The organism is Vagococcus sp. QWL-13, assembly GCF_058683555.1.
On record NZ_CM178746.1, the window covers coordinates 176,740 to 199,180 of the forward strand.

19 protein-coding genes and 2 pseudogenes are annotated in these 22,441 nt (G+C 42.4%); 20 read left to right on the forward strand and 1 reads right to left on the reverse strand.

The window, feature by feature from the left end; all coding sequences use genetic code 11:
- Positions 1–5: 5 nt before the first annotated feature.
- The 16 genes and pseudogenes from AC4PHI_RS00940 to AC4PHI_RS01015 all read left to right on the forward strand — a co-directional run bounded on the left by AC4PHI_RS00940 (position 6) and on the right by AC4PHI_RS01015 (position 16,680).
- A complete protein-coding gene (locus AC4PHI_RS00940; protein ID WP_492200462.1) occupies positions 6–2,408 on the forward strand; it encodes a pyruvate formate lyase family protein in 2,403 nt (800 codons plus the stop codon).
- 2 nt (positions 2,409–2,410) lie between these two features.
- The gene (locus tag AC4PHI_RS00945; protein WP_492200463.1) at positions 2,411–3,283 is read left to right on the forward strand and encodes a glycyl-radical enzyme activating protein; all 873 of its coding nucleotides are present in this window, start codon (positions 2,411–2,413) and stop codon (positions 3,281–3,283) included.
- Between the two features lies 1 nt (position 3,284).
- Complete coding sequence (locus AC4PHI_RS00950) at positions 3,285–4,922, forward strand: PTS system mannose/fructose/sorbose family transporter subunit IID (RefSeq protein WP_492200464.1); 1,638 nt, start codon at positions 3,285–3,287, stop codon at positions 4,920–4,922.
- Between the two features lie 213 nt (positions 4,923–5,135).
- Complete coding sequence (locus tag AC4PHI_RS00955; protein ID WP_492200465.1) at positions 5,136–6,011, forward strand: class II fructose-bisphosphate aldolase; 876 nt, start codon at positions 5,136–5,138, stop codon at positions 6,009–6,011.
- A gap of 17 nt (positions 6,012–6,028) precedes the next feature.
- Complete coding sequence (locus AC4PHI_RS00960; RefSeq protein ID WP_492200466.1) at positions 6,029–7,195, forward strand: iron-containing alcohol dehydrogenase; 1,167 nt, start codon at positions 6,029–6,031, stop codon at positions 7,193–7,195.
- A 20-nt stretch (positions 7,196–7,215) separates the two neighbouring features.
- Positions 7,216–8,265, forward strand: coding sequence for a zinc-dependent alcohol dehydrogenase (locus AC4PHI_RS00965; RefSeq protein ID WP_492200467.1), 1,050 nt, complete (start codon positions 7,216–7,218; stop codon positions 8,263–8,265).
- Positions 8,266–8,403: 138 nt separating this feature from the next.
- A complete protein-coding gene (locus AC4PHI_RS00970) occupies positions 8,404–8,754 on the forward strand; it encodes a recombinase family protein (RefSeq protein WP_492200468.1) in 351 nt (116 codons plus the stop codon).
- Positions 8,755–8,824: 70 nt separating this feature from the next.
- Positions 8,825–9,286, forward strand: a complete 462-nt coding sequence (locus AC4PHI_RS00975) for a PTS sugar transporter subunit IIA (protein ID WP_492200469.1) — start codon at positions 8,825–8,827, stop codon at positions 9,284–9,286.
- 18 nt (positions 9,287–9,304) lie between these two features.
- A complete protein-coding gene (locus AC4PHI_RS00980; protein ID WP_492200470.1) occupies positions 9,305–10,150 on the forward strand; it encodes a PRD domain-containing protein in 846 nt (281 codons plus the stop codon).
- Positions 10,151–10,572: 422 nt separating this feature from the next.
- A complete protein-coding gene (locus AC4PHI_RS00985) occupies positions 10,573–11,988 on the forward strand; it encodes a PTS transporter subunit EIIC (RefSeq protein ID WP_492200471.1) in 1,416 nt (471 codons plus the stop codon).
- A 176-nt stretch (positions 11,989–12,164) separates the two neighbouring features.
- Positions 12,165–13,142: a LacI family DNA-binding transcriptional regulator gene (locus tag AC4PHI_RS00990; protein ID WP_492200472.1), complete on the forward strand. Its 978-nt coding sequence runs from the start codon at positions 12,165–12,167 to the stop codon at positions 13,140–13,142.
- Positions 13,143–13,345: 203 nt separating this feature from the next.
- A pseudogene (locus AC4PHI_RS00995) lies at positions 13,346–14,725 on the forward strand (sucrose-specific PTS transporter subunit IIBC); the annotation flags it as partial.
- 30 nt (positions 14,726–14,755) lie between these two features.
- The gene (locus AC4PHI_RS01000; RefSeq protein ID WP_492200473.1) at positions 14,756–15,136 is read left to right on the forward strand and encodes a hypothetical protein; all 381 of its coding nucleotides are present in this window, start codon (positions 14,756–14,758) and stop codon (positions 15,134–15,136) included.
- Positions 15,072–15,662 (forward strand): annotated as a pseudogene (locus tag AC4PHI_RS01005) (glycoside hydrolase family protein); the annotation flags it as partial. The gene AC4PHI_RS01000 and the pseudogene AC4PHI_RS01005, both read left to right, overlap by 65 nt.
- Before the next feature lie 87 nt (positions 15,663–15,749).
- Complete coding sequence (locus AC4PHI_RS01010; RefSeq protein ID WP_492201507.1) at positions 15,750–16,202, forward strand: GH32 C-terminal domain-containing protein; 453 nt, start codon at positions 15,750–15,752, stop codon at positions 16,200–16,202.
- The gene (locus AC4PHI_RS01015) at positions 16,189–16,680 is read left to right on the forward strand and encodes a PTS sugar transporter subunit IIA (protein ID WP_492200474.1); all 492 of its coding nucleotides are present in this window, start codon (positions 16,189–16,191) and stop codon (positions 16,678–16,680) included. Before AC4PHI_RS01010 ends, AC4PHI_RS01015 begins: the two co-directional genes overlap by 14 nt.
- A 271-nt stretch (positions 16,681–16,951) precedes the next feature.
- Here the strand turns inward: AC4PHI_RS01015 and AC4PHI_RS01020 are convergent, their stop codons facing one another.
- Positions 16,952–17,731: a glycyl-radical enzyme activating protein gene (locus tag AC4PHI_RS01020; protein WP_492200475.1), complete on the reverse strand. Its 780-nt coding sequence runs from the start codon at positions 17,729–17,731 to the stop codon at positions 16,952–16,954.
- 299 nt (positions 17,732–18,030) lie between these two features.
- Here AC4PHI_RS01020 and AC4PHI_RS01025 point away from each other — a divergent pair, with 299 nt between their 5' ends.
- From AC4PHI_RS01025 to AC4PHI_RS01040, 4 genes are all read left to right on the forward strand, one after another.
- The gene (locus tag AC4PHI_RS01025; protein ID WP_492200476.1) at positions 18,031–18,789 is read left to right on the forward strand and encodes a DeoR/GlpR family DNA-binding transcription regulator; all 759 of its coding nucleotides are present in this window, start codon (positions 18,031–18,033) and stop codon (positions 18,787–18,789) included.
- Between the two features lie 13 nt (positions 18,790–18,802).
- Positions 18,803–19,552 (forward strand): N-acetylmannosamine-6-phosphate 2-epimerase, encoded by a 750-nt coding sequence (locus tag AC4PHI_RS01030; protein WP_492200477.1) that lies wholly within the window; start codon positions 18,803–18,805, stop codon positions 19,550–19,552.
- 1 nt (position 19,553) lies between these two features.
- The gene (locus tag AC4PHI_RS01035; RefSeq protein ID WP_492200478.1) at positions 19,554–21,839 is read left to right on the forward strand and encodes a pyruvate formate lyase family protein; all 2,286 of its coding nucleotides are present in this window, start codon (positions 19,554–19,556) and stop codon (positions 21,837–21,839) included.
- 137 nt (positions 21,840–21,976) lie between these two features.
- Entirely contained in the window at positions 21,977–22,429 is a 453-nt protein-coding gene (locus tag AC4PHI_RS01040) for a PTS sugar transporter subunit IIB (protein WP_492200479.1), read from the forward strand.
- Positions 22,430–22,441 lie beyond the last annotated feature (12 nt).

The following is a 22,441-nucleotide window of genomic DNA, read 5'->3' on the forward strand; positions in this document are numbered from 1 at the left end:
ATTATATGAATCAACGAATCAAACAATTAAAGGAACACATTCAAGAACTAAATGAGGGAGTCAGAGCTAAAAAACTCACTGAATACGTGGGGGAATCACTTAAACAAACCGTAGGTGAACCAACGCAGCTTCGACGGGCTAAGGCGTTTCAGCATGTATTGCGGCGAACGAAGCAGGTGGTTCATCCATATGAGCTAGTAACCGGAACGATGCTGGGACAGCTGCCCTTAGTAGAGGACCTACCTTCAAAAGAAGAACAAATCCGAATGGGGGAAACCATCATTGACCAGTATTTGAAGGACAAAAAGCAAAACAAGACAACTGGCGAAATTATTTTTGATGAAGATCATGTCAAAAGCTTTGAAGAAAGCTTTGGCAGCAAGAAAAGCCGCTGGTCGTTAATGTCCAGAGTCTTGCATGATTCATTAATCACTTATGATGAATTCCAAGAGCTGATCCAGCTAATGAAGGGAAAATACAGCACAGAAGAGATCGAGCCGTTTGAAATTGGACGGGAATTGGAACGGTCCTTTAAAATTGAATACGATGCTGAATCAAAAGAACTATTTGACAGCTTGCCGTATTTTATCGGCAATCATATTTCCTTGAATTATGAACGAATTATCAATGTTGGTATGGGCCCTACACGAGATTTAGTGCAAAAGTTATATCTGGAAACCGAAGATCCGCAGAAAAAAGAATACTATCAAGCGGCGTTTATTGCGGCTGAAGCCACCATCACCTTCATCAAACGTTATGCCAAAACAGTGGAGGATCTGAGTCTGGAGTCAACCGTATCAGAAGAGCGGTCGCAGGAATTAAAACGAATGGCCCAAATTCTTTTCCATATTTCAGAAAACCCAGCTTCGAATTTTTACGAAGCCATCCAGCTAATGTGGATGTTGCACATCATTGCAAATATTCAAGGTGGTTCAGCTTTGTCGCTGGCTCGGATTGACCAATATTTGTATCCCTTCTACAAAAAGGACTTGGAGGAAGGGACTATTACTGAGGAGTTTGCGAAGGACTTGCTGGCCTGTGTTTGGCTGAAGGTAAACGAGCCGCGCATGCGAACGGTTCAAAGTGCGACTTTGGGAGGAATTGATCGGGAAGGCAATGATGCCGCCAATGATCTGACGCGTATGTGTCTACAGGTTGCGGCCGATGTCTGTATGCCTTATCCCAATATTGGCCTACGAATCAACAAAAAGAATCCTGATTGGCTGTATGATGAGTCGATTCTTACCACCGCCTCTGGAACCGGTCAGCCAATGCTGTTAAGTGACGAGGTGTGGATTCAAAGTCTGATCAATCTTGGTTTTTCTCAAGAAGATGCTAACGATTATTACAACATGGGTTGTGTAGAGTTGGAAGTACCAGGCAAGCAACCAAGCTATGGAGTTTGTGAGTCAATCGCCTTTCCAGTCTTAATTGAAGAGGTCATGCGAAAATACAAGGCAGGAATTTACACGATTGAAACCTATGACGATTACTTCGAGGCTTACAAAAAAGAATTAGACCTGGCGATCGAAGCCGATTATGAAGAAGCGGTAGAAAAACGAGCAGCCATGAAAGACCGCTGTTATGACCCCTATTCTTCCTTGTTAATCGACGGCTGTATCGAAAATGGTAGAGACATGCTGCAAGAAGGAAGTGAGCTTCCGATGGAATGGTCGGTTTATGCTTACGGCATTGGAACTGCTGCGGATTCGTTATATGCAGTGAAGAAAGTAATTTTCGAAGATAAGGCGATGACCTTGGATCACTTAGATGAGGCGCTGAACGCCGACTTTGCAGGGTTTGAGCATGAGCAACGACTGTTGTCCGAATGCGGGCAGCATTACGGTAATGATCAGCAAGAAGTCGATAGTATTGCTAACGATGTCTTGAATCATTTTACTGATCAAGTTTCTTCGCTCAATCAACGGGACGGCCTAAATGATGTATTTGTTTCTACCTTGTTCGGTTATTTCTTCCATATTTACCATGGGGAAATTGCCAATGCCACTCCTAATGGTCGCCGTAAAGGGGAACCCTTCAGCGACAGCATGGGACCAAGTCAAGGCAAGGATGTAAATGGGCCCACTCGTCTGTTGAATTCTGTTTTAGCCTTAGACGCTGAGAAAATCAGCGGAGCTTTTGCCTTAAGCTTTAAGGTCAACCCTTCTTTCTTCAAAGAGGAAGCTGGCCGTGAAGCGATTAAGCAGCTTTTGAAAACTTATATCGAACAGGGCGGCCCGCAAATTCAGCTGTATACTACCAATGCAGAAGATTTGGAAGATGCGATGGTTCACCCTGAAAAACACAAAGATTTAATCGTTCGGGTAGGCGGGTATTGCGAGTACTTTGTGAATTTGGATCGAACACTGCAAAAAGAAATCCTCGCACGAACGATTTACGGAGAATAGCTATGGAAAAAGGATTAGTCTTTGGTATTCAGCATTTTTCGATCCACGATGGGCCAGGGATCAGGAGTACGGTTTTTCTAAAAGGATGCCCGCTGCGCTGTTTGTGGTGTCACAATCCTGAAGGCTTATCATGCAGTATGGATTTAGAGTATTTTGCAAAAGATTGTACCAATTGTGGCGCCTGTGGGTTCATTTTTAAAGACATGAAAAAGGCAAAGCGCCTCAGCGATCAGGAAAAAGAAGCACTTGTCAAAACCTGCCCCTCCAATGCTTTGCGTACGGTGGGCAGGTTGATGAGTCCAGACGAGATACTAACGGAAGTAATGAAGGACAGCCATTACTTCCAATCCTCGGGTGGAGGATTGACTATTTCAGGTGGTGAGCCGATGATGCAGGCTGCTTTTGCGACAGAATTGGCCAAAGCAGCTAAAGAACAAGGCATCTCAACGGTTTTGGAAACAAGCGGTTTTTCATCACTGGAGAATTTCAAAAAAATTATGCCTTATATCGATTTGTTTTTATGGGACTACAAAGCCAGTGATGAAGCCACACACAAACAAATCGTTGGTGCTTCGGATCAGGGAATTTTAGAAAATTTATCTTACCTCTATGATCAGGGGGCGGAGATTCTTTTACGCTGTCCTTTGATTCCTGGAATCAATGATTCGCAGGAGCATTTGCGAGGAATTGCTGAAATGTACAAAACCTATCCCAAGTTAATGGGAATTGAGCTGATGCCTTATCATCAGTTAGGAGTCGGTAAAGCGAAGCGAATCGGCTTCGATCAGGAACAGTATCAAGTTCCTGATAAGGAATTAAAGGAGCAATGGAAAGGAAAAATTGAAAAATACGGTGTGAAATTAAAGGAGAAATGAGATGAATATAACATTAGCTCAAGCAATCCTATTAGGGTTGACTTGTGGTATTTGGAAGTCCTGTATCTTTTATTCAATCGGCGGATTCAATATCAATACGGTAATCTTTAATGCCGTTTTTGTCGGTCTTATTATGGGTGATATGGCCAATGCGATGATTATCGGGGCATCTATACAGTTGATTTATTTGGGGACCGTAGCAGCTGGGGGGAACCAGCCTACAGATCCGTGTTTAGCTTCTTACGTGGCAATTCCAATTGCCTTGGCCTCTGGACTGGACACCAATGCAGCAGTTGCTTTGGCCGTTCCTGTAGGTCTGTTAGGGTCACAGTTGACCAATCTGGTGTACCTAATTAACGGAATTTTCGCTGAACGGGCAGATGTATCTGCCAAAAATGGTGATGGTGGAGGCGTAAGTATTTGGGGAATTTATATTCCAATGTTTGTTCGGGTGATGCTGGTAGCGCTTCTAGTATCGATAACCGTTTACTTTGGCAGCGGCGCTTTAGCTGGTATCATGAACGATATTCCACAATGGTTAACCAATGGCTTGTCAGCAATGGGTGCATGTCTGCCAGCGGTTGGGTTTGCGATTATTGCTAATCTGATTGCCAAACCTAAGTTTTTGATCTTCTTTTTTGTTGGCTTCTTTCTAGTACAGTACACAGGAATTGCGACGATGCCTTTGCTATTGATGGGTGTTTTCATTACTTGGTTGTACATCACTTGCACTAAAAATGATGTACAGGCAGCTAATAAAGATGATGATGAAGAAGACGAAGAAGACGAAGAGGAATCGGTCATTCCATTGGTGGAAGATCGGATGTTGTCCCGCAAAGATATTCTAGGTGCTTGGACCAACTGGTGGGTTTGGAGTGAAGTGGGGCATAGCTTTGTTCGAATGATGGCACCTGCTTTCTGTAAAGCGGTTATTCCGGCATTGAACAAATTTTATCCGGAAAAAGCCAATGATTTCCGTTACAAGGAAGCAATGGAACGTAACATGAACTTCTTCAACAGTGAGGCCCATTTTGGCGGTGGCTCGATTTTAGGGATCACATTAGCGATGGAAGAAGCAAAATCAAAAGATTACGATTCAATGCCTGGTGAAGTAATTATCAACATCAAAACCAGTTTGATGGGCCCTTTATCAGGAATTGGCGACACAATTACCTGGTCTACCTTGATGTACCTGTTGATCGGTTTGTTTTTGCCAGTTGCTCAAGCAGGCAGTGCTATGGGAGGGATTGGGCCTGTTGTCTGCTTCACGATTATCTGTTTTGCGATTGGTTTTATCTTAACAGATCGCTGCTACAAGTTTGGTTATTCCTTCGCAGAAGATATGCTGAAATCAGGCGTGATCAATATTGTTATTACTGCCGCAAGTGTCCTAGGGTTATTCATGATGGGCGGCTTGGCAGCGACTTATGTAACCGTGACTACTCCAATTCAATGGAATGTTGGAGGTCAAATTACTGAGCTGCAAGGTATTTTCGACAGCATTTTGCCAGGTATACTGCCGTTAGTAGTTGTATTGCTAGTTTGGAAATATTTGCGCAAAAACAGAAACTATTTCATGGCAGCTATTTTAGTCACGATCTTCTCACTGCTTTTAGGCAGCCTAGGATTGATTATTTAGTTACGTTGAAGGAAGAGAGTGCTAAGCGCTACTCTTCCTTTTTTCATGATTAAAACCGGCAATCTGGATGCTAAAACAGGAAAATATGATCCGACCTTTTGAGCGTTGCTCATCTTTTGCGCCAGCTATTTTATTTTTGCTAAAGTCGATTAAACTATAAGTAAGCAAACAATCAAACGTTTTCAAAAAAAAACGAAATGGGAGAGATGAGTTATGACTTTAGTAAACACAACCGAAATGCTGCAGAAGGCCAGAGCAGAAAAATATGCCGTAGGAGCCTTCAATATTGTCAATTTGGATATGGTGCGGGGCATTATTGCTGCAGCGGAAAAAGAGAATTCACCAGTAATCATTCAATTTGCCGAAGTTCACGAAGAGTTTGTTCCTTTAGAAGTTATTGCACCAATCATGGTACGAGAAGCCCAGCGTGCTTCGGTTCCAGTTGCGGTTCATTTAGACCACGGAAACACCTATGACTACATTGTCAAAGCGATGCATCTTGGCTTTACTTCAGTGATGATCGATGGTGCTGCATTACCAATCGAAGAAAATATCGAAGTGACTAAGGAAATCGTCAAGGTGGCTCACGCGTTAAATATTTCGGTGGAATCAGAATTAGGAGCCATGCTGAATTCAGACACCTCAACTGAAAAGACGGATGAGGTGATTGATCCCGACCAAATCTTTACCGATCCTACCATGGCTAAGGACTTTGTGGAAGCAACCGATACCGATATTTTGGCCATTTCCTTTGGCACCGTACACGGGATTCCACTAGCCGAACCGAATTTAGATTTCGAGCGATTGGAAGCCATCGCAGCTAGTACGCCGGTTCCCCTAGTGATGCATGGCGGATCTGGCTTGGCTGTCCATGAATACAAAAATGCGGTGAAACGCGGCGTCAGCAAAATTAACTACTACTCAGATATGGCCTATAAAACCAGTATCAAGATTAATGACCGGATGAATGAAATGATCAAAGCTGGCGGTAAGCCGTTCTTGAATGATTTGTTGGATTGGACGTTGGAATACGTGGAAGAAGAAGTCAGCACGCGGATGAAGGACTTCGGCAGCAGCGGCAAGGCGTAATTTTTGGGGGAAAGAACATGGAAAATTTTGTGTTTCAATGCAAAACGGAAATCATTTTTGGTAAGAACACGGTTGAGGCCTTAAACGAGAAGGTAAAAACCTATGGTAAGAAAGTGCTGTTTCATCACTATGGCGACGGCGTGATTGAGAAAATTGGTCTACATGAAAAGGTCATGGAGATTTTGAACAAGAATGGCTGTGAAATTTTTGAGTTAACCGGTGTGCGGCCCAATCCACGCTTAGGTCTTGCTCAAAAGGGGATTGACCTGTGTAAAGCAGAAAAGATCGATTGGATTCTGGCGGTTGGCGGCGGCAGTGTAATTGATTCGGCGAAAACCATTTCTATCGGTAGCAAGTATGCAGGCAATGTTTGGGATTTCTACGAAGGCAAAGCGGAGCCTACAGATTATCTGCCATTAGGAGTAATTTTGACGATCCCGGCTACCGGCAGTGAATCCAGTGACGGTGCGGTGATTACTAATGAAGACGGCATGTACAAACGCCCGATGCACAGTCAGCTGATTCGACCGGAATTCTCGATTCTTGATCCGGAAATTACCTACTCACTGCCTAAATTCCAAACTGCAGCAGGGGGCATCGATATTATGAGTCACGTGATTGAGCGCTATTTTACCCCGACTAAAAATGTCGAGTTCACCGATCGTCTCTGCGAAGCAACCATGAAGACGGTCATCATCAGTCTTGACAAGGTTATGCAGAACCCAAGAGATTACGATGCACGGGCAGACTTGATGTGGGCCGGCTCGATTGCTCATAACGATCTATTAGGAACGGGTCGAACCGAAGACTGGGCTTCTCATATGATTGGTCATGAAATCGGCGCCATGTTTGACTTGGCTCACGGAGCAACCTTGTCCGTCGTTTTTCCGGCTTGGATGAAGTATGTTTACAAGACGGATGTTCCGCGCTTCGCCCAATTTGCGGTACGAGTATGGAACCTGGATCTGGATTATCAACATCCAGAAAAAACTGCTTTGCTGGGAATTGAACGCATGACGGAGTATTTTAAAGCAGTTGGTCTGCCGACGAGCTTTCAAGCGGCTAATATCGATGCAACTAGAATTGAAGAATTAGCTGAAAAATGTACCAAAGACGGCAATGTTGGCGGCTTGCAAAGCTTAGAAAAGCAGGATGTTATCAATATTTTAAAATTGGCTGAATAAATCCTAGGAGGTATAACAAAATGATTCCAGATAAATTCAAGTATGGTGTACTTGTTAAAAAGGGCGTAGCTGAGGTTCACGAGGAGCCGTTACGAGCAATTACAGACGATGAGGTGCTAGTAAAACAAGAGGCTTGCAACATCTGTACGACGGACTATACTCAGTGGCTGGGTTTACGGGAACATCAGGGATACCCGATGGCTGGTGGGCACGAAGGAAGCGGAATTGTTATTCAAAAGGGAAAAAATGTGGTGGAGTTCGAAGTCGGTGATCGAGTAGCAGCGATTTACAACCATTGCGGCAAATGCGAATATTGTAAAAAAGGCGAAATTAACCTCTGTACCGAAGCGAAAAAGTTAATGGCCTTTAAAGGTGGGACAGCATTTTTCGGTTTTGCCGACTATGCCGTTCGCCACACGATGGAATTGGTGAAGTTAAGCAAGAAGTTAGACCCTTCTGCTGGTGGCTTCGTTGAACCGTTGGCAACTGTTGTCTGCGCCCAAAAGAAACTGAAGCATCAATTGGGTGATATCGTCGTCGTCATTGGTGCTGGTACGATGGGTATTCTGAATGCTATGGTGGCTCGTCTACATGGTTCAAAGGTTTATATTTCCGAGTTATTAGACAAAAAGATTGCTAAGGCGCGCGAGTTGGGGTTTGAGGTGATTGATGCCAAGGTAACCGACCCAATTGAGTTTATTGAAAAAGTAACCGATGGTAAAAAAGCCGATACGATCATCATGGCTGTGGGTGCTACTGGTGCCAATGCACAAGCTTTGGAAATGATCAAAGGTCGCGACGGACAGATTCTCTACTTTTCAGCTGGTTATCCAAAACCAGAACTATCTATCGATTCCAATGACCTGCATTATCGCCGGTTGGATTTAATCGGGGCCTATGCTGCTGAGATGGAAGACTTCTATCTGTCAGCTAAGTTATTGAATACCGGACTGATTGATCCTTCGCCGCTAATCGAAGTGAAATATCCGCAAAAAGATATTCAACAAGCCTTTGAGCATGCGGCTAAAGAAGGAATGTACCGCGTATCTTTACTGACCAATGATGAATAATTGAACTCTTCAAAGGAGGTATCCCCTAGGATGGTCTCCTTGATTTTGATAATTAATGGAAGCGGTTAAGAGAAATGACTAACGCTAAAGCGAACATGTCCGTTGACATTCAGCCATTCTGGTAAGGGGGTATCAAAGGTGTACAATCAGTGTTTAGATTCACGGATACAAAATATCGACCGTAAGATTAAGAAGATGCAACAGGGTGATGTGATCGTTGTGAAGGAATTATCTTCCTTAGGATCAACTGTAGAGGAAGTGCTGGATAAAATTGAATTTTTGTTAAGCAAAAATTGTCTCATAAAGATTTTGAATTTTGGTGTAATTGAAAGAAATGCTGTTGGTTTGGAAAACTTTGAACGTCTGGAAAAGCTGCTGAAGGTAAGGGGATTAGACTTCAGCCCTTCACCAGCCAGTGCAGCTGAGGCAGAAAGCCAACAGGAGAAAAGAACGTTTAACAAGCTGATTGGTCAAATTTATAATTGTTAGCTGAGTTTTAAAGCTGGATCTAGACATAAAAACAGGAAAACATCCAAAAATTTTCGAAAGGGAGAAAAAAATGTTTAAAGCACTATTTGGAAGAGATCAGGATATTTACGCCCCAGTAAAGGGACGGTGTATCGATATTACTAAGGTACCCGATGCTATGTTTTCTGGCAAAATGCTAAGCGACGGTGTAGCGGTTATGCCAACAGAAGAAGTGATTTGTTCACCGATGGACGGCACTTTGGTAATGATTGCAGAAACCAACCATGCGTTTGGGATCGAAAGCAAAGAAAGAGAACTCTTGATTCATATTGGAATTGATACCGTTGAGCTAAAGGGATTAGGGTTTGAAGCATTAAAAGAAATAGGCAGCAAGATCAAGCATGGCGAGCCAATTATCCGATTGAACAAAAAAGTGATTCCTGATACAGTTGATTTAACGACGATGGTGATTGTCACTAAGGGGAATCTCAGCGCAAAAGCGAAACCCAGCTTAGACAAGGAGGTCACCACAAACGACGTAATCCTGGGCTGATTAAAGGAGAAATGCACCATGCAAATCATTAAGAAGATCAATAACAACGTGGCCATTGGCTTAGATACAACAGGAAAGCAGGTCATCGTTTTTGGTCCCGGAGTGGGCTTTCCTAAAATCCCTTATCAGTTAAGCGATCAGACAAAGATTGAGAAGCTTTTTTATGACGTTGACCCGCAGTATCTCAATCTAATTGACAGTATCCCCGAGGAAATTCTGCAGATTGCTTCTAAGATCACAGAATTGTCCAGCAGCAGAATCAACAAGTATTTGAATCCCAATTTAGTGATGACTTTAGCCGACCACTTAACCTTTGCGATTCATCGCTACGAAAATAATATGCAGCTGGATAATCCTCTCATGTCTGAAGTGATACGACTTTATGAAGAAGAGGTAAGAATTGGTGAAATCGGGTTGAAAATGGTACAACGACAGCTGCAGCTTGAATTGCCCTACAGTGAAGCCATCAGCATTGCTCTGCATATTGTGAATGCTGAAGCCTCTGCTTTTGATATGCAAAATACCTTGAAGGGTACGAAGATTTTAGCGACGACCATTAAGATCATCGAACAGGATTATCAGATTGACTTTTCTACCAACGAGGGCGCCTTTACTCGTTTGAAGACGCATCTGCTGCTGTTAAGAGCTTCTCCCAATGACAAAAGAGCAACGGCGTTATCCAATGAAAACCGGGCCATTTCTCAGCTTTTCAAAAAAGAATTCCCCCAGGTTTGCCAGACTGTTCGTAAGATTGCCTTTCTATTTCAGCGGGAAAGAGATTGGGTGTTGAGTGAGGATGAACAGCTTTACTTAATGCTGCACATTCACCGAATCATTCAGAGTGTCAAGGGTGAGGAGTCTTAATGAGATGATGATCGCGGTTTTTGATCATTGCGCAAATTTGGCGCCAACTATTTTAATCAGCACCAAGAAGACGTAAAATAAGAGTATAGAAAAAGCGGTTACAATATGTTGGGTAAACGAGCATGGATCAGTTTTACAGGTAGTCACCTGTTGAATAGCTGGTACGTGGTAAATAATTGAATTGAATATTGACTAAGGATTGTTACTCTTCGAGGCATCACCTGGTCTTATATGAACTCATATAGGATAGGTGTGTCTGGAAGTTTTTTTATTAGTTGAAGAAGGACAAAAGTGGAGGGATGCTCTGGGGAATTGCTAAGACATGCGTATTACAAAAAAGGAAGGTGAGTTTGTTCATTAAAGCTAGTTTGGGGTAAAAAGAATTTAATCAATCAAACAAAAACAGCAAGGAGATGAAAAGAATGAATTACGCAGAAAAAGCAGCATTAATTATCAATTATTTGGGTGGCAAGGAAAATATTACTCGTTCATGGAATTGTGTGACTAGACTGCGGTTTAATTTGAACAATGATCAATTGGCCGATTTAGAGAAAATCAATGGGATTGAAGGAGTCGTCGGTACCAATGTTCAAGGGGATCAAATCCAGGTAATTATTGGCGGCGAGGTGGATAATTACTTTGCTGAAATCGAAAAAATTGTCGGCGGCGGTTCGGAACAGAGTCTAAACACAGCACCAAAACAGAAGCAAAAATTAAGTGTCAAATATATCTTCAATTTAATGATCGATACGATTTCCGGTTGTTTTACTCCGATTCTGCCAGCTATTATTGGCGCCGGGATGCTTAAAGGAATTATTGCTATTCTATTACTTTTGAATGTGGTATCAACTGGTTCTGAAACACTGGAAGTCTTGAATTTAATTGCCGATGCACCGTTTTATTTCCTGCCGTTCCTAGTGGCGGTATCTTCAGCGAATAAGTTCAAGGTCAACACCTATCTAGCTTTGTGGTTGTCAGGGTGTATGCTTTACCCAACGATTGTTAACGCCTTTGAGGCGGGGGCCATGAACTCGATTTCCTTCTTCGGATTGCCAGTTTTGATCGTGAACTATACGTCTTCGGTAATTCCGATTATTTTAGGAACTTACTGTTTAAGTCATATCTACCGCTTCTTTGACAAACGAATTCCAGGAATGCTGACGATGATTGTGGTTCCGATGGTTACCCTGTTAATCGTGGCTCCGCTTCAGTTGGTTGTTTTAGGACCGATCGCCACTTATGCCAGTGTTTATTTGGAAGCAGGAATTTCTTGGTTGTTTGGGACGAATGGCATTATCGCAGGTGGGGTCTTTGGGTTTGCTTTGGCACCGATTGTTATCACCGGGATGCACTATGCCTTTTATCCAAGTGTACTGCAAAGTATCGCAGGATCCGGCTTTGACTATTTCTTCATGCCAGTAGGAGTGGTTTCGAATTTGGCTCAAGGCGCGGCAACCTTAGCCATTATGCTGAAAACCAAGGACAAAGATTTGAAGATTCTAGCTGCATCTACCGGGATCACCGCACTATTTGGTGTTACTGAACCAGCGATGTATGGGGTTACCTTGAAAAACAAGAAGGCCTTTTACTTCTCGTTGATTGGCGCAGCCTGTGGAGGAGCATATGTCATCGGAACAGGCGTCGTTGGTTTCGCCTTTGCTACACCAGGCGTTGCGGCCTTGCCATTGTTTATTGATCCGTCGAATTCTATGAACTTAATCAATGTATTAATCGGTTGTGCCATCAGCATGGGAATTGCCTTTACTCTAACTTACTTTTTTGCTTTAAAGGGAGAAAAGACGGACAAGAAAGTAGAACTGGAGCCAAACAGAGTTTAACTTTAGTTACATCATTTAGTCGTTAGCCTGTGATATTTTTTGTCACGGGCTTATTTTTTTTCCAGTTGAATACTCTTTTTATAAAGTGAACCCGAGTACCACAAGTATTATTTGAATTACAAATAGAAGTTGATCTGTGATAAACTCGTAGTAGCTTTGATGGAGGGAGCAAGAATATGGTCACAATTAGATTTATCGCCCAAGAGGCCGGCGTCTCAAAGAGTACCGTCTCACGGTATCTAAATCAAGGATATGTCAGTCCAGCAGCCGCTAAAAAAATCGAAGACGCCATCGCAAAGCATAATTATACGCCGAATGACTTTGCCAGAAATTTGAAAAGCGGCGACAGCAGCTTTATCGGTGTGATCATTCCGCGATTCGATTCGGCTGCTACCATCGGAATTTTGGACGGGATTGATGAGTACAACTTCTCAAAAAAATATCAAAAACTGATTGTCAATTCCAAGCAAACTGCTGAAAATGAAATTGATGCGATTTATAGTCTGGAAAAGAATAAGGTTGCAGGCATCATTTTAATTGCGACGGAAATTACCGATGCACATATTGAGGCCATTCAATCAGTCGGTGTCCCTGTTTTGATTGTGGGACAATATGATGAGAGTCTGTACTGTGTAACCCATAATGATTATGAGGCAGCTTATCGTTTAGCGGAGTCTTTAATCAAGGATACCGTGTATACAGGAATTGTTTACGTAGGGGTCTCAGAAAAAGATGTATCTGTCGGCAAGGAACGAAAATTCGGTATACAGGATGCCTTAAAAAAATACCAGGCTGCCAATATTTCGTTTTATGAAACAACCTTTGACATTGATGATGCGTATCAGTTGGGACATTCTGTGTTAAAAAAACATGCAAATTGTTTGATTATCTGTGCCACTGACAATATCGCAGTGGGCTTCATGAAGGTAGCTCGTGAACTGGAAATAGCGATTCCCGATGAGGTATCCCTTGCCGGTTTTGGCGGCTACAGCATAGGTGAGCAGGTATCGCCAACATTAACAACAGTAGATTATCATTTTTCCGAAGTTGGTATTGCAGCAGCTCAGCGAATAGAAGCCTTGATTAACCAAAGCGCAATCCCTCGAAAAACACTGATTGAGACAACCATTATCAAAAGAGAAAGCACAAAATAGAAAAAAAGACTTGAAACCCCTTTCTATATGAGCTATACCTAAAGAAATTAAATGAGGGACCGCTACCGCAAGAAGCTCTAAATAGTATAGGTATGAGTGACCGGCCAATTGGGATTTTTGTTCAGTTATCATTCCTTTATTTGTGAAACGTGGCACAATAAGAGGTTTAGTGAAGAATTGTTATTCTGAGGAGGAAAAAAGGAATGGAAAATAAACGGATTGCAACTGAAATTATCACAGCTGTTGGAGGATCGGGCAATATTTCTTCAGTGGCACATTGCGCAACGAGATTGCGGTTGATTGTAAAAAACGAAGAAAAGATTGATAAGGACACAGTAGAGGATATCGACAAAGTTAAAGGAGCCTTCTTCAATTCCGGTTAGTATCAAATTATTCTCGGAACGGGAACTGTAAACAAGGTCTTTAGTGAAGTGAATCAGCAGCTGGGTTTGGCGGAGAGTAACACGACGGAAGATGAGGCGACGCAAGAGGATCACCAGAATCCAATCAAAAAAGTGATTCGGGTGTTCGGGGATGTCTTTGTTCCAATTATTCCGGTATTAGTAGCCACAGGTTTATTCATGGGACTGCGTGGCTTGGTTACTCAACCGCAAATTTTAGCTATTTTTGGTATGACACCTGATTCAATCAGCGAAAACTTTTTGATGTATACTCAGATTCTGACCGACACAGCTTTTGCCTTTTTACCAGCATTAATTGCTTGGTCCACCTTTAGAGTATTTGGCGGGTCGCCGGTGATCGGGATTGTTCTAGGATTGATGTTGGTTAATCCGGTATTACCAAATGCCTATAGTGTGGCTGCGGGGGATGCTACACCGCTTATATTTTTCAACTTCATTCCGATTGTTGGCTATCAGGGAACCGTTCTGCCAGCCTTCATCAGCGGCATTATCGGCGCCAATTTAGAAAAGAAATTGCGTAAAATAGTTCCTGATACTTTTGATTTATTAGTTACACCGTTTGTGACGCTGCTAATCATGAGTGTCATTTCATTGATGGTTATTGGACCGATCTTCCATTCCTTGGAAACAATTGTACTAAATGGAACCGAAGCGATTCTGGGCTTGCCGTTTGGTTTAGCTGGCTTGATTCTAGGGTTTTTAAATCAATTGATTGTAGTAACAGGTGTGCATCATATCTTCAATTTCCTGGAGGTCCAGCTATTAGCCAACACAGGAAGCGATGCCTTTAACGCGATCATTACTTGCTCGATTGCCGCTCAAGGCGGAGCAGCCATTGCCGTAGGAGTGAAAACGAAGTCTGCTAAGCTAAAAGCGTTAGCCTTTCCATCTGCACTGTCTGCCTTATTAGGAATCACAGAACCAGCGATCTTCGGGGTGAACTTGCGCTACATCAAGCCGTTTATTATGGGACTGATTGGTGGAGCTGTTGGTGGTTTTGTGGCTAGCCTGATGGGACTTGCCGGTACGGGAATGGCGATCACCGTAATTCCTGGGACCTTGCTTTATTTAAATGGTCAGCTATTCCAGTATTTGCTGGTAAATGTCATTTCAATTGCAGTAGCCTTTGTTCTGACTTACATGTTTGGCTATAGCGACAAGATGCTGAAGCAAAGATAGGAGAAAAACAACATGCAGCAAATGAATCCAGATTATTTAGGCTATCATATTTCACCAGAATACGGACTGCTGAATGACCCTGTTGGTCTGATTAACTACCAAGGAATTTATCATGTTTTTTATCAGGTGAATCCTAAAGGCTTTACCCATGCCAACAAAAGCTGGGGCCATGTCTATTCGGAGGACATGGTTCATTGGAAACGGGCAGAAATAGCGCTGGAGCCGGATTCTTGGTTTGATAAGAATGGCGTTTATTCAGGAAGTGCTATTGAGCATGAAGGGAAATTATACCTGTTTTACACGGGCAATGTCATCAATGATGGGGTCAATGAAAGCTATCAGTGCGCTGCTATATCAGTGCGCTGCTATATCAGAGGACGGTTTTTCCTTTAAAAAAATAGGGCCGATCATTGATCATCCAACAGGATATACTCGTCATGTTCGTGATCCAAAAATCATGAAAAGTCCTTTCCGCGAATCAGAATGGTACCTGTTCTTAGGAGCGCAAACGGTTGACTTAAAGGGAGATATCCTGGTTTATCGCTCAAGCGACTTAATCAACTGGCATCCGGTCTCTCATCTTAGAGAAAACAATCAGCAGGATTTTGGCTACATGCTGGAATGTCCTGATCTGATTGAGATCGATGGACAATTTGTTTTGATCTGCTCACCGTAGGGACTGGAGAAAGAAGTGTATCGTTTCCAGAATCGCCATCAATCAGGCTACTTCTTGTGCGACTTCAATGAAGCTGGCGACATTCTGCTGCACACGGAGTTTCAAGAGCTGGATAGCGGGTTTGAGTTTTATGCACCGCAAACCTTCCATTGTAAAGGGAGAAACATTCTCTACGCTTGGATGGGTGTTATGGAGGATGATAAAGAAGCGAATATTCCGACCATCAAGTCAGCGGAATGGGTGCACAATTTAAGTATCCCTCGGAAACTTGAATTGGTAGGCAATACGTTAGTGCAGCAGCCAGTTGATGAATTGACTAGGCTTCGATTGATGGATCGAATTGTAGACGAAGCGTTTGATCACAACGTGACTCAAGAGCTATCTTCCCTGCAGGTGGAAATAGTAATTGATTTTCCCGATGGTTGCGACCAAGTGGCCCTTGAGGTAGAAAAAGGTTTTGATTTCTCTTTTTCTAAAGAAGAAGGCTTGTTGACTTTGAAACGGGAAAGTTGGACAACGGGAACTACCGACGTACGACAGATCCGTTTTGACGAGGGAATTAGTAAACTGCAGCTGTTTCTGGATCGTTCAGTAATGGAAATTTTTGTGAATGATGGAGTGAATGTTTTTTCTTCTCGTTTCTTCTCCAATGCAAGCAGACATTGTTTGAAAATAAATGCGAATCATGCGAAAGGAAGACTGCAAGTATTTAATTTGAAAACTGTTGAGATGGGCAGTTCCAGCTGTCCTCTAAGAAAAGGAGCCGTTCATGGGAATTTTTGATCGATTCAAAAAGAGTGCACCTACATATTCCGTTGTTTCACCAGTAAATGGAACAGCAATGACGATTACCGAAGTAGCGGATCCAGTCTTTTCTTCGCTTGCTATGGGTAATGGAGTTGGGGTTAAGCCAGAGGATATTCAGCTTTATTCACCAATAGAAGGGAAGGTTGTGTCAATTTTCCCCACAAAACATGCGATTGGACTAGAGTGCTCAGCCGGAGAGGTAGAGGTATTGGTGCATATCGGGATTGAAACAGTGAATCTGAATGGGGAAGGTTTTGATCTGTCTGTTTCTCAAGGACAGAAGGTAAAACAAGGAGAGCCGATTGGAATGGTTGACTTCGCCACGCTTGAGGCTAAAGGATATGACACAACAGTCATGGTTGTCGTACTGAACTCACCTAGCTTCAAAGAGTTTGACTACAGTGTGGGTCGCAAAAATGCTGGCGATACAATAATGACCTTCCAAGAGAAATAAAAAGAATTAAAACAATTTATGGAAAAGCTGGGCGCAGCAAATTTGTGTGTGCAGTAGGTGATGAATAGCTGTGGAAGAAGACTCTCCATATTCCTAATTTGGAGGGATGCTTAGTTTCTTCAGACTTGGAAGACAATGCTTCTACTTTCGGTTGGTTGTTTAGCACTTGCCAAAGGCATAACAGACTAGAACTTATTTTAAAACAAAACAAACGCTTGACTGTATTAATAGAGTCAAGCGTTCTTTGTATTATAAAAGGCTGCTTAGGTCATTAAGCAATCAAACAGTCAATGCCAAAATCCTTTACGATTTCCGCATAAGGAATCAGATCCTTACTGGTCAATTGAGGCACGCCTTCAAATTCATAGGTTCGATTCAAGTAGCGGTATTTACTCTTGCCAAATTGATGAAAGGGCAGCAGTTCCACTGTTTTTACCTGATGCAGCTTAAGCAGCTCGCCAAAGGCCTGGGCATCTGCAAGGGAATCGTTAAATGTTGGAATAATGGGAATTCTTAGAAGCAATTCTTTGTCTGCCGCAATCGCTTGATCCAAGTTAGTCAGAATCCTTTCTAAATATACCGCTGTCTTTTGTTTGTGAGATTGACTATTATGGTGTTTGATATCCATAATCAGCAGGTCAACCTGATCCATCAATTCTCGGAAATCTTTCTCAGAAGAATAAGCCGAAGTTTCACAAGCGGTATGGATGTTTTCCGCCCGACAGCGTTTCAACAGGGCCAAGACGAATTCCTTTTGTGCTAAAACCTCACCGCCAGTAACCGTGACACCACCACTGGATTCTTCGTAATAGTCACGATCTTTCCGGATGATTTCCATTACCTGATCCACCGTGTAATATTCCCCAGTGATAATTTCCTGTTTTTTCACATTATCCCAAATAGGCTCTGGGGACCGGCGCTGTGATTCTGGGTTAGAGCACCAAGTACATCTTAAAGGACAGCCTTTAAAGAATACCGTGGTTCGAATCCCTGGTCCATCATGAATACTAAACCGTTGAATGTTAAAAATACATCCTTGTGCCTCCGCCATGTTCCTTCCTCCTCGTTGTATCTTAGCCTCATTATACTAGAAAACAGTTCGTAAATAAATACTAAATGACTTATTTTGACCTAAAATGACTAAAAAAGACCAAAAAAGACTTGATAAAACATTTGTGAGCTGTTAAACTAAGTGTACAAAGTAATTGATGCGAAATATCAGTAAACGTTTTCGGCTAGTGGTCGTATCGTTGGGTCAATGTGACCTGAAATGATTCAATTGGATGTATAAGGATGAAAAATCTTCTCCGAGTTAGTATAATAGAAAGAAAACCCAAAGGAGAGTTTTTCATGTTAGCAAAAGAACGTCAGCTTTATATATTGTCTCGTTTAAAATCACAACCAATGATCAGCATCAATAGTCTTTGTAAGGAAATGAATGTGTCCAAATCAACCGTTCAAAGAGATCTGAAATATTTAGAAGATCAGGGAAAGGTTGACCGTGAACGAGGAGGAGTCGTCCAGGTTGGTCTGGAAGAAACCATCAGTGATTTAACTGAAGGACCCGTCTTCGAAAAGGAAAGTGTCAATTTAGAAGCGAAGAAGCGAATTGCTGAACTGGCAGCCGAAGAAATTAACGATGGCGATCTGATCTTCTTGGATTCTGGTACGACACCGATTCAAATGATTCCCTATTTACACAACAAAAAAATCAAGATTGTCACCAACAGCTATTTTCTCTTAGCCCGGCTGAATCAGCTGGATGTCGAGGTGTATATGCTAGGTGGAAAATACAGCAAAAAACACGAAATTTGCTACGGGCCATCTACGATTGAACAGCTAAAGGAATTTCGCTTTGATAAAGCCTTTATTGGTGCAAATGGTGCGGATATTGAGCTGGGAGAAATATACACTAGCGAGCTGGAGATCGGCAGCATAAAGAAAGCCGTCTTGAACCGCAGCAAACACTCTTATCTATTAGTAGACGATTCGAAATTTAAATTAACGGCGTTAAGCACCTTCGGGTATTTTGATCAATTTGAAACGATCATTACCAATAAAGTTCCCGACGGTGGCAAAAAATATAAAAATATAGTTGCTACAGACTAAAGGAGAATGAGAAATGAAAACAAATGATCCAAAAAAACGTGCCTTGCTGGACTCTTTAGCCAATGGCTTGATTGTCTCTTGTCAAACCCAAAAGGATGAGCCGATTTACACGGAAGATATGGTAGTAAAAATGGCTGAATGTGCGAAATGGGGCGGAGCAGTTGCCCTTAGAGCAAACATGCCGGAGCAAATCAAAAAAATCAAAGACAACGTGGACATGCCAGTGATCGGCTTATGGAAAATTTGGCATGAGGATACAGATGTTTTCATTACTCCAACCTTGGAAGCTTGTCAGGCAGTTTGGGATGCTGGAGCAGAAATCATTGCGCTAGATTGTACCACTCAAATCAATCATGAAGGAAAAGTTGCGCGGGATTTATTACCTATTCTGAAAAAAGAAATTCCAGAAGCGATTATCTTTGCCGATGTAACTAACTATGATGAAGCACGTTGGGCAATTGACCACGGAGCAGATATCGTGGCACCAACATTATATGGTTATACTCAGGAAACGAAAAACATTGAAGGTCCTGATTACCGTGAATTTGCCCGCATGTGTCGCGACTTCAAGGATGAAGCGTATGTCATGATGGAGGGCCACATTTACACACCAGAAGACGCTATGAAGGTATTATACTTAGGGGCTCATTCGGTTGTTGTCGGCAGTGCCATTACTAGACCTCATTATATTACGAAACGATTCACTGATTTATTGTCTGGCTACCAAAACAACTGGCGTGAAGCCGAAAGGGGTAAACACTAAAATGAAAAAGGCAAGTATTGCTGGTGCTCAGAATGTTGAAGTCAGTATCAAATTGCCAAGTGAAAAAACTCCGCTGGAACAATTAGAAATCATGGAAGCTTATACGAAGGCCCACCGAGAATCAAGTGGGCTTTCCAAAGAAGCTCGAGAAATCAAATGTTTGCAGGTCATCTACCCAACCTTATTTCGAAGTATTGAGACAACTGACTTAATCGCTGGCCGGCTGGATTTCCTACCGATTGGTTTTGGCTGCGTGACTTCTCTTGGCGGTGTAGGACACTATTGTGTGTTTGATAAGCTGACCAAGTTCAAAGACGAATTAGACTCAGAAGAAGAAAAGGCTCGAGTTGATGCGCTGTATAATTATTGGGAAGACCATGATGTGAAAGCCCTTTACTGCGGAGATGTACTGCAGGAGAATATTATCAGCCGATTCATCGACGGAACAGCGCCGTTAATGGCTACTGCCCGCTTGAGTGGTATGATGCTGGACTATCCAAAACTTTTGGATAATGGAATTGAAGGACTAAAGGAAATCATCCTGAAGCAGCAGAAGGAATTAGGCAATAATGAATTCTTGAAGGCTTCGATTGATTCCTTGAATCTTTACCAAACAGTTTGCGATCATTTAAGAGAACTAGCCGTTGAAGCGAAAAACAAAGCAACCTCTGACAAACGGATTCAGCAGTTGGAGTTGATGGAGAATGACTTAAAGGTCATCACCTATGACACGCCGAAGACCTTCCATCAAGCCCTGCAAATGATCTGGGTCTATGCTCTCTTAGCTGGCTGTATCAACTATGGTCGATTGGATGATTATTTAGGGTCTTACTTAAAGAATGATTTGGAAAAGGGCACGATTACCGAAGAGGATGCCTATGACTACTTGAAATCATTGTGGGCCTTGATTGAAAACCGTCGGACAACAGTAAATGGCCGTATTATCGTTGGCGGGTATGGACGTAAGAACCCGGAAGCCGCTGATATTTTCGCTAAAATTGCGATCAAGGTAACGAAGGACTGCAAGTATGTAGAACCACAATTTACCTTGCGTTTTAACAAGAACACGCCAGAAGAAATCATGGATCTGGCCTATGACTGTATCGGAGCAGGGGCAACCTATCCAACCCTTTATAACGATGAAGTCAATGTGCCTTCCGTTATGTACGGAATGCGGGTAGATCAAAAAACTGCGGAGCAATATGTGCCATTTGGTTGTGGGGAGTTTGTTATTCAAGGTCAAAGTGTGGGAACACCCAACACCTTGTTGAATCTTTTGAAATTACTGAATATGACCTTGAATGAAGGGGTCGATCCGATGGATGGGATCAAGAAATCGGGACCGGTAAGTATTAAAAAGACAGAAGATTTTGAATCTTTTGAAGATTTTTACAATTCATACAAGGAACTATTGGATTACTACTTTGACTTGTCGACTGAAGCACAATATTACAGCTATGAATTAATGAATCGAGAAGTATCCTTTATGTTTGCTTCGATTTTGATGGATGATTGTATTGCCCGGGGCAAAGCCATTTTAGATGGCGGCATTCGATACCTTGGCGGAACCAATGAAACCTATGGCAACATCAATTCCAGTGATGCTTTGTATGCTATCAAGAAGCTGGTTTTCGATGAAAAGAAATATACCTTAAAAGAGTTGAATGCTGCAGCTGTTAATGACTTCGCAGGCCAAGAAGCGCTTCGGGAAGAGCTGTGGAGCCAAGGAAAATACGGCAATGATATTCAAGAGGTGGACGAATTAGCCAATGATCTCTATGAATATGTCGCAAAAGGGATTAGAGACCGCGGGATTGAAAAAGGCATGCAGTATTATTTGATTGTTATTTCGAATAATCAGACCAATACTGAATGGGGCAGAGAAACCTCCGCTTCCTTAGACGGCCGACATGCTGAACAATTCATGAATCCAGCGAACAACCCGCAAGGCGGCGCAGCTCAAAGCGGACCAACGGCAGTTTTGAACTCGCTAGCAACCTTTGATGCCAAATACCACGGTGGAGCGGTTCAAAATATTAAGTTCACACCTAATATGTTTAACAAAAACCGGACGAAGATCAAATATCTTTTCAATACCTATTTCAAAAAGGGCGGCTGTCATTTGATGGTCACCATTGTAGATCATGGTATTTTAGAGGATGCCCAAAAACATCCTGAGAAATACCCGAATCTAATTGTTCGTGTCAGCGGATTTAGTGCTATCTTTGTGAATTTAGACAAGGATGTTCAAGACGAGCTGTTAAGCCGAACACTTTACGACGAGTAAACCGTATGAGAGGTGGCTCACCAATGAGGCATCTCTTATATATAGCATTCACTTGTGAACCTTAATTCAAGCTAATAACTTGACAAGTGAATGTGATAATAAATAAAAGCGCTCACAGAGCGAAAGGGAGAATGGATATGTTTATTAGAATTGATGACAGACTGGTACACGGACAAGTAGTAACTGCATGGATCAAGCAGTTGGGCGCAAAACGGATTGTGGTAATTGATGATGCTGCCGCAAATAATTCGATTGTATCCAAGGCATTAATCATGGCAACACCGAAGCATGTGGAATTAGTAATTAAATGTGTAGAGGATGCGATGCAGTGCTGCGGTGATTTTGATGAAAATGAAACCCTATTCATTACGAAAGAACCAATCAATGCCAAAAAAGTTATCGATGCCAATGAAGGTCGTGAATGGAAATTGAATGTGGGCAATGTTGGTATGGCTCCAGGACGCAAAAAATATGCCCAAACCGTTCATTTAGATGATGACAATTATCAAGCAATCCAAGAATTAAACAGCAATGGTGCAGTCGAAGTGTTTATGCAAACAGTTCCTGGCCAAGCAGTAAATAAATTCTAAAGGAGAAACACT

Excerpts from the sequence above, each read along its gene's own strand:
- AC4PHI_RS00945 (WP_492200463.1), top strand. The coding sequence starts at position 2,411 with ATGGAAAAAGGATTAGTCTTTGGTATTCAGCATTTTTCGATCCACGAT.
- AC4PHI_RS01000 (WP_492200473.1), top strand. The coding sequence starts at position 14,756 with ATGCAGCAAATGAATCCAGATTATTTAGGCTATCATATTTCACCAGAA.
- AC4PHI_RS00950 (WP_492200464.1), top strand. The coding sequence starts at position 3,285 with ATGAATATAACATTAGCTCAAGCAATCCTATTAGGGTTGACTTGTGGT.
- AC4PHI_RS01035 (WP_492200478.1), top strand. The coding sequence starts at position 19,554 with ATGAAAAAGGCAAGTATTGCTGGTGCTCAGAATGTTGAAGTCAGTATC.
- AC4PHI_RS00980 (WP_492200470.1), top strand. The coding sequence starts at position 9,305 with ATGCAAATCATTAAGAAGATCAATAACAACGTGGCCATTGGCTTAGAT.
- AC4PHI_RS00985 (WP_492200471.1), top strand. The coding sequence starts at position 10,573 with ATGAATTACGCAGAAAAAGCAGCATTAATTATCAATTATTTGGGTGGC.
- AC4PHI_RS01040 (WP_492200479.1), top strand. The coding sequence starts at position 21,977 with ATGTTTATTAGAATTGATGACAGACTGGTACACGGACAAGTAGTAACT.
- AC4PHI_RS00955 (WP_492200465.1), top strand. The coding sequence starts at position 5,136 with ATGACTTTAGTAAACACAACCGAAATGCTGCAGAAGGCCAGAGCAGAA.
- AC4PHI_RS00940 (WP_492200462.1), top strand. The coding sequence starts at position 6 with ATGAATCAACGAATCAAACAATTAAAGGAACACATTCAAGAACTAAAT.
- AC4PHI_RS00990 (WP_492200472.1), top strand. The coding sequence starts at position 12,165 with ATGGTCACAATTAGATTTATCGCCCAAGAGGCCGGCGTCTCAAAGAGT.
- AC4PHI_RS01015 (WP_492200474.1), top strand. The coding sequence starts at position 16,189 with ATGGGAATTTTTGATCGATTCAAAAAGAGTGCACCTACATATTCCGTT.
- AC4PHI_RS00960 (WP_492200466.1), top strand. The coding sequence starts at position 6,029 with ATGGAAAATTTTGTGTTTCAATGCAAAACGGAAATCATTTTTGGTAAG.
- AC4PHI_RS00965 (WP_492200467.1), top strand. The coding sequence starts at position 7,216 with ATGATTCCAGATAAATTCAAGTATGGTGTACTTGTTAAAAAGGGCGTA.
- AC4PHI_RS01010 (WP_492201507.1), top strand. The coding sequence starts at position 15,750 with ATGGATCGAATTGTAGACGAAGCGTTTGATCACAACGTGACTCAAGAG.
- AC4PHI_RS00975 (WP_492200469.1), top strand. The coding sequence starts at position 8,825 with ATGTTTAAAGCACTATTTGGAAGAGATCAGGATATTTACGCCCCAGTA.
- AC4PHI_RS01030 (WP_492200477.1), top strand. The coding sequence starts at position 18,803 with ATGAAAACAAATGATCCAAAAAAACGTGCCTTGCTGGACTCTTTAGCC.
- AC4PHI_RS01025 (WP_492200476.1), top strand. The coding sequence starts at position 18,031 with ATGTTAGCAAAAGAACGTCAGCTTTATATATTGTCTCGTTTAAAATCA.
- AC4PHI_RS01020 (WP_492200475.1), bottom strand. The coding sequence starts at position 17,731 with ATGGCGGAGGCACAAGGATGTATTTTTAACATTCAACGGTTTAGTATT.